Below are 11665 nucleotides of genomic sequence, written 5' to 3'. Positions count from 1 at the left end.
GATCTTGCCTTCCACACGGGCAAGCTTCGCGCTCAAACTAGCTGAGGCACCGACCCCACCCACGCGCTCAAACTAGCTGAGGCACGTCGACAGCATGCCTCAACCAACTGTAGGATGCGCCGATGACAGGTTGAGAGAGTCCCAACCAACTCAGTGAGGCTAGGTGATCGTCATGGTCGACGAATCCGAGAACAGTTCTCTATTCGATTTGTATGTCGAGGCTGATGCGTTGCTTGAACAAGTCCAGGTGGAAGAGTTGGACTCATTGGTGAGCGCCGGGTCATCCACGGCGAGTTCGATCAGTTCCGTCAGCACGCTGTCGTGCCCAGGCGGATGTGTCTACAGCTACACGACAGTGTCGTCCGCATCCTAGAAGGGACAATTCCATGAACCATGAGAGAGAGGCTGACCACGTGGGTGGCACGTGTCTGGTTGCCGATCTTGCAGCCGCAGAATTGCCTGATATTTCTGTGGCGGGCGTCGAAGACCTGTGGGTCGAATCCCTGCCAGACCAAGTTAGCGCCGGTTGCTGTTGGACTTCGGCTGCTTGCTTCACTTCGCTCGGAACGTTTGGAAGCTGCGCCTCAACGAGCACCTCGGCAAGTTCCGCGTCGTGCGCTTGCTGATTGTCTTGGCGTTGAAGTTTCCCTCATTGGGTTATGACGCCACTGAATGCTAAAAATCGGTTCAATAAGATTCAATTTGGGAGGTGTTTGATGTCATTCGCGGCGACGCCAAATCCGTCACTACTAGTTCCCTCTGAGGGCGAATTGTTCGAAAACATGGATCTGATGGAAGACATGGACCTGTTTGCGACGGCCCTTGTTGTTGAAGAGCTGCCTGAAGCACTCTCCGGTGGCTGCGCTGGCTCCTTCTTTTGTGGAGGGTCATTCTCCAGTGCAGGAAGCTGCGGAAGTTCCATATCCACGAGTTCGTCCTTCTCGTCTGCAACAGGCTAGCGAGGTTCTCCCCTTAGGGCTTGGGTGGCTATGAGTTTCTTGAGACAGTTTGGATTGCGCTAGTGTATGGACTGGAAAGAGGTAACGTAGATGGCGGCTGTTGACCGACCTCGCTTGCGCTCCGATGTCGAATTGATCTCAGGGTTTGATGGTGAGCCCCTTCTTCACGTCGCGTCCGATGGTCGCTACGTGAGGTTGGGGCTCACCGCGGCTCAACTGGTCCCCTACCTTGACGGAACGAGGAGCGTCCACGAGATCGCAATCGGCGCGGCTGATGGCAGGAGAAACATCAGTACGGAGGACATTGAAGTTGCTGTTCAACGGCTGGTGGCTAGCTTAGCGCGATCGGGACTGTTGGATGGCATCCCAAGGGAATCTGAAACGTCGTTTCTTTCGCGATTCTCGCGCACTCCTACCAAGAGATTTCCCCTCCTGAATGCCCATTCTACAGCCCGCGTCATCCGCCCGGCGACTGCGCTGATTGACAAAGCACGCCCATCGATGATGATGATTCTTGTTGCATGTTTAGCTGTCATTATTTTGGGAGGGATCCTGGGCGTTCTGGCTATGCCGTACACAAGTATTCAGACAGCGTGGGCCCCCTTTATCTCACTTGTTTTGTGCCTTTTGGCCACTATGATTCACGAAGTCTCCCATGCGCTCACCTCTCATGCGGCGGGCTATCCAGTGCGAAGCTTGGGATTGGCACTGTGGTACCACTTCATTCCAATTGCCTACGTTGATCGGACTGATACATATCGGATCCGTAGCCGAGTAACTCGCGTTGCAATTTCCATGGCTGGTCCGGCTTCGGACATGTTCTGGTGCGCTCTGGGGTCTATGTGTTTGATAACCGGCGTGGTGGATGCAACGAGCTTTGTGGGACAGGTGCTTAGCGGTTGTGTCTACTTCTTCCTAATCGGACTGCTCGCCAATTTGAATCCGTTGGTTCCATCGGACGGTCAACAGGCTCTGGAGGCAGCTCTGGGGTTGGTCAACGTCCGCAATAGGGCAATCGGCTACCTGTTGACCAAGCTATCCCGTCGGGACTCCGATATCACGCCCATGGTAGCTCCTCGGATTGCGCGATCTGGGTACATAATATACGGGGCCGCCTGTTGCATTTTTCTCATTGCCGTGGCAGGGATGATGATCTGGTCCTTTGCCAGCGCCGTGTCCCGTGTGGCCTCGGGGGGGTGACGCAGTGGTCGCGAACGTTGCTCCGTGCTGGGCCATCAGAACAGCCGGGCCGCCCTTAGAGGTTGTCGATGGTCGACCCTACGACCGATGTATCGAGTTGCTGAATGAATTGAACCATCACCTCGACGAGGTTCATCGGGTGGGGATTGAACTAGCTGATTGCCTGCATGGTGTCGCGAATCGGCTCACCAAGAAGTCAAATCTATATGGGCCCGTTTTGAGACTGCGCCGCGATGCCCATAACTGTCGCCCTCCATCTCCTTCGCTCGAGAGATGCCTTACTCAGATTCGGGAAGCCCTAAATCACGAAGAACGACAGTCGCTGGACCACTGGCTAATGCGCCTCGACGACTTGGCTACAGCCAGACGATCATATGAGGTGAGTGTCGAGGCTGCGGTCGAGGGAAGTCGTCTAGAGCGCCTGCAGGCCCTCATGCGACCCGAGATCATTAGGGGTATTGCGATCGCCAGCCCCACACTGTGTCTGTCGCTGCTTGAAGGTGATGCACCTACTCGTCCAGCAAAACGTCGACGTTTGGAACGCTCGCTGGCCCGCTACGTTGGCCGAATCAGTCGAAAAGTCAGCCCCTTTTCTACGTTGACCACGGTGATTACTCAATCTCCAGAGAGAACGTCAGAATCTAGACCTGACAGTGTGATCACGATAGCGCCTGCGCTGCGTCAGACGCTCCTCGAGACCCTCGCCATGCACGAACCCTGTTCGAAAGATATTGTTCTTCGGGCCCCCAAGGCCAGCATGATTTCCCCCCAGGCAGAGGCCTGTGCGCGCGTGCTCTTACCGCTTCGCAGCTGCTATGGAGACTTCTTTTACGCCGAGGACATCGCCTTCGATATTCCCCGCGATCTTGATATCTTGGCATCAGAGAAAACTCCACACTCCATTAAGGAATGGCTCCAAATCTTGGAGTATGACAGTTGGTTATTGAATGAACTAATTGCTGACGGGTTGCTTGTCCCCGAGCTCCCCCCCGGCGGACTCAAGGAAATCGTGACCAAATTGGCGAGTTGCGGGCATGCGAGTGGCGCCACCCTTGGGGCTATTCTTGACGCAGAAGCCCTTGTTGGGGACCCTCGTCCGGAAGTTCGATCTGTGGCCATTCTTCAGCTGAGAGAGCGAGCCTTGAAATTCATCGCGATGCGGGAAGGAGTTGCGCCGTCGTGGATGAGAACTGCCCCCTTGGTGCATGAGACCTGCATGACCAATGCCGAATTGGTCCCCATCATTCCGCCGGACAGTTTATATCGCGTCATGACGGATGTTGCGGACGTCATTCGGCCCACCGTTGCTCGGTCTATGTTCTACAACGCTCTCATTGAAGCCTTCCAAGCGTTATCAGGTTCAACGAATAGGCTTTCCTTGATCCAGTTTGTCACCTTGTGTTTGTCATCTCCTTCCATGACAACAATCACCGCCCAAGCAATGTGGTGCGACGTCCAGCGTGACAAGAACGCGCGGACAGACGGGGTGAATAAAATATCCCAATGTGATGGTTTTGGAACTTTGGCGCCAGCAACCTTCACGGCATTCCTGCAGCCAATCGGTGATCGGTCGGAAGCTTGGTCTCTGGCTGCATTGAACCGGGTGAACCAGGGGCCTGGGGGGCTGCTCGTACGTTGGGGGGAGCTTCCCAGCTGTGCCAAACATTTGGCGGCGCATTACGCACCGTGGCTTCAAAGCCTTCATCCGGGCGCTCGGATAGCGGCATTGACAACGGGTGACAGTTGGGCGGGGGTCCAGAGAATCCCTGACGACGTGCTTCCTCGCCTACTATGGCCCACCGGTGCTTGGAGCTCCCGTCGGCATGAAGACGACATATTGGCTTCCGATCTGGATGTGGTTCTTGATTCCGAGTCGATGACTCTCCAACTAGTTCTCCGAACGACTGGACAGCCCGTAGCCCTACCTTATGTAGGAGTGATACCGCAGCACCTTTTGCGGGGGGCGGGAAAAATACTGCATGCACTGACGGATCCGTGGGTATACGACTTTCGGGTTGGTCTTGAGGTGACGGACACTGGGCGAGAGCCACAGCAGCCCATCGAGATGATACCAAGGGAGATTGCCGGGATGGTAGTTGTTCGTCGACATTCCTGGAGGGTGTTAACCCATGCAATGCCCCTCGTGGGTGCGCGTCATAATCCGGGACCGGCTGCTTTGCTAGCCGAATACCATCGGTGGCGATCCCAACATGAAATTCCTCGTCGAGTCTATGTCAAAGCAGGCCAACAGGTGGTCGGGAGCCTGCGCCGTAATAAACCGCAATTCGTAGATCTAGCTGATCCTTCCACTCTCGACCTACTGTTGAAACTGGCAGAGGAGGTTAGTTGGGTCAGCATTGAGGAAGCTCTCCCGGATGATGACGCTTGGTGGCCAATCGAGGGACATGAGCCGCGCTGCATGGAGATCACTGCGACGATGTCTCTAGGGATGGGGAACAGGAGATGAGTACAAACCACTGGCTCTACGTTAAGGTCGGCACGCCGGGAGTTCTGGCAGCTGAGTCGTTATTGCGCCACGTTGTGGCGCCATTCATGACTGAGCGTGGATACCTGAGGGACGGTAACCAATCGAAGTGGTTCTTCCTAAGGTACTTAGATGCGACTGGCCTGCATGTGAGAATCCGAATCCGGGGGCGGTCCCAGGCTCTTCAGGAGGTGGATAGCGCATTGCGCAACGCGCTTGGACGCTGGTGCAGCCACGATGAGGACCGGATCACCTACGTCCGCCGTGCCGTGTATGTCCCCGAATGGGTCAAGTGGGGGGGAGCTGAGGGCGTCCGGGAGGCAGAACGAGTGTTTGCGGCGTCCTCTCGTTTGGCCCTGAGTTTACCGGCCAGTTGCTGGGAGCATCGGCATGGAATCGCACTGCTGCTGATGCGTCATGGAATTAGGATGCTGCCAACTGAACAGCGTGCAAGTTTTACATACAATTATGCATGGTTTTGGTCTGGTGGTCATGATCCCACAATTCCTTCAATGCGAGAGGCCGTACGCCATGGCGCACGACGAGCAGCCGTTCATCTGGCATGCCAGATGAAGTTGTGGGAATCGGCTACAGGCCAGTGGCGCAACCCCTGTGAGGCCTACTTGCAAGCACTCGAGGAGGATTTGTTGCGTTCGAAACAACCGGCACATCGCCTGTTCAACCACATGCATCTCACGTCGAACCGGCTCGGCGTCTCGCCTCGCGACGAAGCACTCTTGGCGGAGGTCCTCTTTCTTCGAGATTCTTCAGTTTCCGATTTAAAGGAGGCGGCATGACCGTAACCACAAAACCACTTGTCCGAGTTTCGGGGGCAGTCAAGTATTACGGGGAAGTACCTGCCTTGGCAGGGGTGGATCTTGAGGTGTTCCCGGGTGAAGCGGTTGGCATCTTAGGTGCCAACGGGGCCGGGAAAACGACGCTGATCGAGTCGATCATGGGCGCACGGTTTCTGGATGAGGGTGATATCGAGGTTTGCGGTCTATCGCCTGTGATGCAGCGAGAAGAATGCGTGAAGCGAATGAGTCTCCAACCGCAAGGCTCGTCTTTGTTTAGGCACTTGTCGGTGGCAGAAAGTTTGGAATTGTGGGCGGCTTTTTATCCGCAACCGCGTGCGGTGAATGAGGTCCTCACACTTGTTGGGCTCGAACAGAAACGACGGGCTCGAATCAAGACCCTCTCAGGTGGCCAGCAGCAACGGGTTCGGTTGGCTCTGGCGCTTATCGGCGACACGGAGATCGTGGCCTTCGATGAACCCACCGTCGGGCTCGATCCGCTGGCACGCGAACAGGTATGGGATGTGATCAGGCAGCGTGCTGGTCGGGGTGCAGTGGTCATGGCCACCCAGATGATGGATGAAGCTGAGGCCCTGTGCGACAGAGTGGTTATGATGGACTCTGGGCGGGTCGTGGCCGTCGGGGGTATCGGGGATTTAATGGGGCGTTATGCAGGGCAAGGTAGTGTCTCGTTCAAGGTCTCTGGAGCCGTCCATGCCGCCACTATGGAGAACCTCCCGGGCGTCCTTTGGGCATCGACAAGGCGTGTCGGGAGTTCTACGAGTGTCAGGTTGGTGACCCAGGACCTTGCTCTTACCCAGACGGCAGTTCGCGCATCTGGGTCCGTCAAGGCCGAGCGGATCAAGACTGTTGGCCCGTCACTCGGAGACGTTTTCCTTCGTTTGGTGGGCAAGGAAATCAACAATCCCACGCCGGAGGAGAATTAATGAGACAGATGCGAACTCTTTCCCAAGCCAGTTTCAGAGAGCTATTACGTGATCCCATGGCCACTGGATTGAGCATGGTCTTTCCAATGTCATTCATCGCGATGTTCTTGGTACTGCCGGATCTTCCTCAACCTGAGGGTCGGATCAGCGCCCTGGCATTCGGACTCCCGGCTGTGCTGATCTTTGCGGTATTGTCCTTGGGACTCTCGGGCACCGCTGCACCGATGGCGCAGTTGCGTAAGGACGGCGTGCTACGGAGTCTGGGCATGACTCCCGTGACACGCTCCCAGTATCTGTGGGCGCAGATCCCCGCCCGATTAGTGGTGATCGGGGTGGAGTTCCTGTTGATCTGGGTCATCGCGGCCCTATCCGGCTCCTTGGCACTGACATCCCCGGCATTGCTGACATGGGCGATGGTGCTGGCTGTGGCGACAGCATTGACTCTGGGTTTGCTTATTGGGTCGCGATCCGACAATCCAGCACTCGTCGGGGCGATGGCGGGACTGCTGGCCCCTGGGCTGCTGTTTCTTTGCGGGCTTTTCCTCCCCTATCGAATGATGCCTATCGCCGTTGAGTACGTTGGGCTATGCTTTCCCTATACTTACGTCGGTGACATGCTGCGCCACACTCTGGTGGGAGCTCAGTTGCAGTACTCAGTCATCCAAGGTTCGTTGGTGTGCATTGCATGGACAGTCGTCATGGGACTTTTGGCTTGGCGAGGCTTCAGATGGGATGTAGATGGATGAGCGTCATGACAAACAACTTCAGTGAGCAGACGGTCACTAGGTTGAATGAATTGGTGGGCCGTACAGGCCTGGTGGGTGGCACCCTCGAGCTCCCAGAGGCGGATGGTGACAGGCGAATGTCCATCTATGCGGCAAGCACGGGGAACTTGGCAGCCGTTCTGGACGGTGTGAACGCCTCCACACGTGGCGCCAGTACGTGGGGGACGATTGATGGCGCAGGTGGAGCTTTCACTTCTGAAGATGCCCGCCTTCTCAGCATCGCCGAGGGAGTGGAACGCTACGCGTCGTGTGTTTACGACGAGAGACAGTTCGTCTGGGCCACTGGCCGTGAGTTGGGAGGGGAAGCGGTTGACCTCGATGAGTTTCCTTGCATGTCGGAAGCTGAAACGAGGCGCACGCCTGTTTCTTGGGTAAAGCCAAATATGGATGTTCCCATGAGGTGGGTTAAATCTGTATGCATGCTGACCGGAGCGATTCGCTGGATACCTGCGGTTGCTGTCTACCTTCACCTTCCGTTCGCCAGTTCCGGTGAGAGGTTCACTGTACCGATCTCCACGGGCTGCGCTTTGCACACCGATCCCCAGCTGGCCATGAGAAATGCGCTTCTAGAGGTGATCGAGCGGGATGCTGTTGCGCTCACTTGGCTGCAACAGATTCGGTGGCCAAGGCTCGACGCGACACTATTGTCTGATTCGGAGGAAGTGGCGATGGCCATGCAACCGAGTTCAGCCCAGGAAATGCAGTTCTTCAACGCCACTACGGACTTGGGCGTCCCCACCGTGTATGGGGTTTCAGTGTCTCCACGACACCCAAAGGTACGGCAAGTCGTGGTCGCAGTCACTTCGTGGGATTTTGACTCCGCCGTTATAAAACTGGTTCGTGAGGCCATCTCGTGTCGCATCGCCCTTGAACACCGGCATTTGGAGCGCACTGATCCAACACAGTTCTTTGCGGTGCACGATGGTGCGCTATACATGGCATCGCCGGAGCGCAGTTCCGCGTTCCGATTCCTCATGGATGATTCACTGGGACCTCGAGGAACACCTCAACCAGTCAAAAACCTCGGGAAAGATGCCGATGGAGCTGAGGCAGTCCGCTGGCTTTTGGGCATCTTGCATGAGCATAAAATGAGCGCCTATGTGGTGAACTTGACAAGCCGTGAGGTGAATGATGCAGGATTGTTTTGCGTGCGTGTCGTTGTCCCCCAGTTGATGCCGCTATCCTTCGTTCACCTGGCCCAGTTCCGTGGGAGCCGTCGTTTGTACGAGGCGCCCGCAAACATGGGCTACATAATTCACAGGGAGGACGACCTTAATCCTTGGCCCCAACCGTTTGCTTAGCCGCTCAGAAAGGAATGACGTGCATAAACTTGTGATAGTTGCCCTCGGGGAATTCGGAGCTGCGGTCGCGGAGCGCTTAAACGGTCCGGAGACGTGGATCTGGCATGGGGAACCCTCGGGCGTTGATGTGTCGAGACTACCTCTCGCCGATTCCTATGTGTTGGTTGCTGGTCATCCTTGCGCTCAGCTTGAGGTTCACCTGTGTCAAGCGGTATTCAATTGGCGACGACGGTTCATCCCTATAGTTCATGAGCATCCCTATCTACGCAGTGGCCCGGTCACGCAGGTCGGCGCCCTTGCCTGTTCCGCCTGTTATGACCGTAGGATTCACCAACACACTGCATCAAGCGAAGTATCCGACAGGATGGCCGATGAGTATCTGCGTCGGGGCGATGACGCCCTCCCCAGAGGAATATTGCCGGTTTGGACTGATGTGGCTTCGGGTCTCGCTGCTCTTCGGCTCGCGCAAAGTCCAGAGTCTGAGCTTCGTTTGGCACGACAAATGCTGGGAGTCGATCTTGTTTCGGGGGGTGTCGTACGCACTGAGGTTATTGGGGTTGATGGTTGTCGCGTTTGTGGTCAGAACGACACTGATCCCTTGGAGCGCTCAACCCGAAATTTATCTTCCATACTGTCCATGACGATGCTAGGAGTAAGCGATGAAACCGGCCGGTGCCAACGATTTGTCAGAGAGTAGACCTGAGGGTAATGTTGCTGGGCGCATTGATGCTGTTACTATGTTGCGTGCAGCCAGGAATGATCCTGAGATGGCCATACCGCAACGGCCAGCCTTCATGCCTGGTGGAGTCCTACATGCCCTTTCTGATGGACTCATCGTGGATGGCGGCGCCTCCCGACAAGTGCTCAGCGGTAGGGCTGCCACATCCTTAGTGCCACGATTGATTGATCTACTTGATGGCACCAGGACGGTACCTGAAGTTGCTGCTCAGCTGGCTGTTCCTGCAGTCCAGGTGGAGGCTGCCATTGCCCTGATGTCGGCCTGCGGCCTGATCGTTCCCTCACTCGACACACCGGATGACGTCGCCCCTGATGTTGCGGCGGCTCTGGCAAGACACCTGGACACCACCAAACGTTGGACTTCAGCTGCGGAGGCGTATCGTGCCGCTGCGGAACAACCTGCGTACGTGGTAAACAATGGTTTACTGGCGCGGTTGCTAGCCGAGTCTTTGCGTGCATCAGGTGATCATGCTTTCTTGGTTGACGGCCCTCTTCAAGCTGAAAAGTCGGGGTACATCATCTTGGTGGGAGCAGGCGAAGATTCTCTGCGCCAAGCGGCCAGGCATGTGAATGGTTCCAACGGGGTCGTGAGACTCTGTGGACTTAGTGGGGATCGCATATGGGTGGCGCCTACGTCTAGCAGGCAAACAGTGTGCATGGAGTGTTTGATCAGCGTTCTCGACGAGGTGCAGCTCTCGGTCCCGATAGATGACAGTAGTCCTATCCTACGTCTGGCTGCCGGTTTGATCGCCTTGGAGATTTTCCATGAAAGGCTCGGCATAGGGAGACCTTTGGCATCGAATTCACTGCTTGTCCATGACTTGGGGGCAGGCCGGAGCAGCCAGTGGATGCTTCCTCGCACGCCCGGGTGCGAGGGCTGCGGGATTCCAGGAGATCGAATCAGCCCGCCATGGCCATTCATCTATGATCAAGCCGCAGTGTTTCCTCCGCGCAATCAAGTTGCAATGAAGGGGCACCAGATGCATTACCAGCCATCGAATGTGGCGTTGCAGTGGGCTAAGCGCGCTTTCATGCACTCAGATCGTCACCGCTTCTCTGCCGATCCGGACTGGAAGCACCCCACCGATGCCCGGTCGAAACTCGGAGCGTGGCTGCGATATGGGTTTGGACTTCGTGAGATCGACGACACTACTCAAGTGCGACGATTCTCCCCGACCGGCGGGAATTTGGGATCCCCAGAGGGGGTCGTGATCGTTCGTGATGTTGAGAACGTAAAGGGAGGCGCCTATTGCTACTTGCCATTTGAGGATAAGTGTGCCTACCTGGGAGAATGGGCCGATTCCGTCTTGTCAAGGGCAATTCCGGACATAGACTTCGAGGCGATTCTCGTGGTTACGGCTGCCTTGGGAAGGGTTGAGAAGAAGTATCATTCTTTGGCCTTGCGGATCTGCTTCCTGGATGCGGGAGCTGTTGTTTCTCAGCTTCGGCATGCTGCGAATGCATTTGGCTTTCATGTGAAACCGCTTGAGAAGTGGGATGATCAGGCATTGGCCAAGCAGCTGGGCGATGACGGCTCTAGGCCAGTTGCGGCGATTCTGGGAGTTCGTGGACTCAATGTTGTGTTGAAGGGACAATGATGGCAATCATCGACAGGGCGAATATCCTAGGGGAAGCGGTTGGTCGTCTCAATGGATTGGATCAAGGTTTTCTTGGCGCGAATTCAAGGGTTTCAGAAGTCAGTTGGCTCGCTGCTGTGCATTTGCCGAAGCCAAGTGACCCGCGGAGAGACTTCTGGGAAGTTCAGCAAATCCGGCGTTCTGTTCACGGCTACCATAACCGCCCGATTCCTTTGGCTGACGCGGTCGCTGTGTGTGAGGCGGCGTATGTTGCCGACTCGGAGACCGAGGTCTTACTTGTAGTTCGGAACGTGGAGGGGCTTGAGCCGGGTTTGTATGCCTATTCTAGTGAGTGGATTCGGCTCTTGGAGGCGATTCCTGTCGACTCTCCGCGTCGCGAGGAGTGGTTTCTTCAGCGAGAATTTGCTGCTGCTCCAGCTGTGATGGTTCTTGTGTCCAGTGTTGCCGCTTGTGGAGATAGTATGCATGCATATCGACAGATGATGGTCCGCGTGGGTGAACAGTGTCAAGATGCTGCTCTGGCGGCTGTTGGCGTTGGCCTAGGAGGAGTGATTTTTGCTGGCTTACTGATGGTTGGTCTCCTTGACTTGGGCATCGACGGTTTTCAGCGAACCGGGGTTGTAGGTTATGCCTTTGGATTTCCGATGAATACCTGAACGGCCCCAGTTCCCTCATCGAGGTTCTCCCACGACGCAACGGCCGTCCCGGAGGCGAGATCGTGGACGGTGATGTCCCGCTCGTCCCCTGCGGTCGCAGCCCAGCCACGATGATCCACTGCCCGGGCTGAACCGTCCTGGGTTTGGTTCCGATCTGTTGTTGAGAGGATTGGATCATGCCGAGGAAGTATCCAGAAGCGTT

Annotated in this window: 9 protein-coding genes; 8 read left to right on the top strand and 1 reads right to left on the bottom strand. The window is 56.1% G+C overall.

Going from position 1 to position 11665, the window contains the following annotated elements; genetic code table 11:
* The first annotated feature begins 172 nt into the window (after nucleotides 1-172).
* Together EII35_RS16760 and EII35_RS16755 are read left to right on the top strand one after the other, a co-directional pair.
* On the top strand, nucleotides 173-373 hold the full coding sequence (locus EII35_RS16760; RefSeq protein ID WP_125229243.1) for a thiocillin family RiPP: 201 nt from the start codon (nucleotides 173-175) through the stop codon (nucleotides 371-373).
* A gap of 13 nt (nucleotides 374-386) precedes the next feature.
* On the top strand, nucleotides 387-626 hold the full coding sequence (locus EII35_RS16755; protein ID WP_125229242.1) for a thiocillin family RiPP: 240 nt from the start codon (nucleotides 387-389) through the stop codon (nucleotides 624-626).
* 2853 nt (nucleotides 627-3479) lie between these two features.
* On the opposite strand, the gene EII35_RS14835 is transcribed toward EII35_RS16755, so the two are convergent.
* Entirely contained in the window at nucleotides 3480-3701 is a 222-nt protein-coding gene (locus EII35_RS14835) for a hypothetical protein (protein ID WP_125229241.1), read from the bottom strand.
* Nucleotides 3702-4622: 921 nt separating this feature from the next.
* Here EII35_RS14835 and EII35_RS16750 point away from each other — a divergent pair.
* The 6 genes from EII35_RS16750 to EII35_RS14805 all read left to right on the top strand — a co-directional run bounded on the left by EII35_RS16750 (nucleotide 4623) and on the right by EII35_RS14805 (nucleotide 11463).
* Complete coding sequence (locus EII35_RS16750) at nucleotides 4623-5441, top strand: thiopeptide-type bacteriocin biosynthesis protein (RefSeq protein ID WP_125229240.1); 819 nt, start codon at nucleotides 4623-4625, stop codon at nucleotides 5439-5441.
* Nucleotides 5438-6385 carry an ABC transporter ATP-binding protein gene (locus EII35_RS14825; protein ID WP_125229239.1) on the top strand — a complete coding sequence of 316 codons (948 nt, stop codon included), beginning with the start codon at nucleotides 5438-5440 and terminating at the stop codon, nucleotides 6383-6385. The genes EII35_RS16750 and EII35_RS14825 overlap by 4 nt, the downstream gene beginning before the upstream one ends.
* Nucleotides 6385-7131 (top strand): ABC transporter permease, encoded by a 747-nt coding sequence (locus EII35_RS14820; RefSeq protein WP_125229238.1) that lies wholly within the window; start codon nucleotides 6385-6387, stop codon nucleotides 7129-7131. Before EII35_RS14825 ends, EII35_RS14820 begins: the two co-directional genes overlap by 1 nt.
* A 5-nt stretch (nucleotides 7132-7136) precedes the next feature.
* Entirely contained in the window at nucleotides 7137-8471 is a 1335-nt protein-coding gene (locus tag EII35_RS14815; protein ID WP_185744382.1) for a YcaO-like family protein, read from the top strand.
* 659 nt (nucleotides 8472-9130) lie between these two features.
* The gene (locus tag EII35_RS14810; protein ID WP_125229236.1) at nucleotides 9131-10807 is read left to right on the top strand and encodes a hypothetical protein; all 1677 of its coding nucleotides are present in this window, start codon (nucleotides 9131-9133) and stop codon (nucleotides 10805-10807) included.
* Nucleotides 10804-11463 carry a nitroreductase family protein gene (locus tag EII35_RS14805; protein ID WP_125229235.1) on the top strand — a complete coding sequence of 220 codons (660 nt, stop codon included), beginning with the start codon at nucleotides 10804-10806 and terminating at the stop codon, nucleotides 11461-11463. The genes EII35_RS14810 and EII35_RS14805 overlap by 4 nt, the downstream gene beginning before the upstream one ends.
* Nucleotides 11464-11665: the final 202 nt, after the last annotated feature.

It is taken from the genome of Arachnia propionica (assembly GCF_003932785.1).
GTDB classification, from domain to species: Bacteria; Actinomycetota; Actinomycetes; order Propionibacteriales; family Propionibacteriaceae; genus Arachnia; species Arachnia propionica_B.
Note: the sequence above shows the minus strand (reverse complement) of the source record. Positions and strands in the feature narration are given on the sequence as shown.

Excerpts from the sequence above, each read along its gene's own strand:
- EII35_RS16760 (WP_125229243.1), top strand. The coding sequence starts at position 173 with ATGGTCGACGAATCCGAGAACAGTTCTCTATTCGATTTGTATGTCGAG.
- EII35_RS16755 (WP_125229242.1), top strand. The coding sequence starts at position 387 with ATGAACCATGAGAGAGAGGCTGACCACGTGGGTGGCACGTGTCTGGTT.
- EII35_RS16750 (WP_125229240.1), top strand. The coding sequence starts at position 4,623 with ATGAGTACAAACCACTGGCTCTACGTTAAGGTCGGCACGCCGGGAGTT.
- EII35_RS14825 (WP_125229239.1), top strand. The coding sequence starts at position 5,438 with ATGACCGTAACCACAAAACCACTTGTCCGAGTTTCGGGGGCAGTCAAG.
- EII35_RS14820 (WP_125229238.1), top strand. The coding sequence starts at position 6,385 with ATGAGACAGATGCGAACTCTTTCCCAAGCCAGTTTCAGAGAGCTATTA.
- EII35_RS14815 (WP_185744382.1), top strand. The coding sequence starts at position 7,137 with ATGACAAACAACTTCAGTGAGCAGACGGTCACTAGGTTGAATGAATTG.
- EII35_RS14810 (WP_125229236.1), top strand. The coding sequence starts at position 9,131 with ATGAAACCGGCCGGTGCCAACGATTTGTCAGAGAGTAGACCTGAGGGT.
- EII35_RS14805 (WP_125229235.1), top strand. The coding sequence starts at position 10,804 with ATGATGGCAATCATCGACAGGGCGAATATCCTAGGGGAAGCGGTTGGT.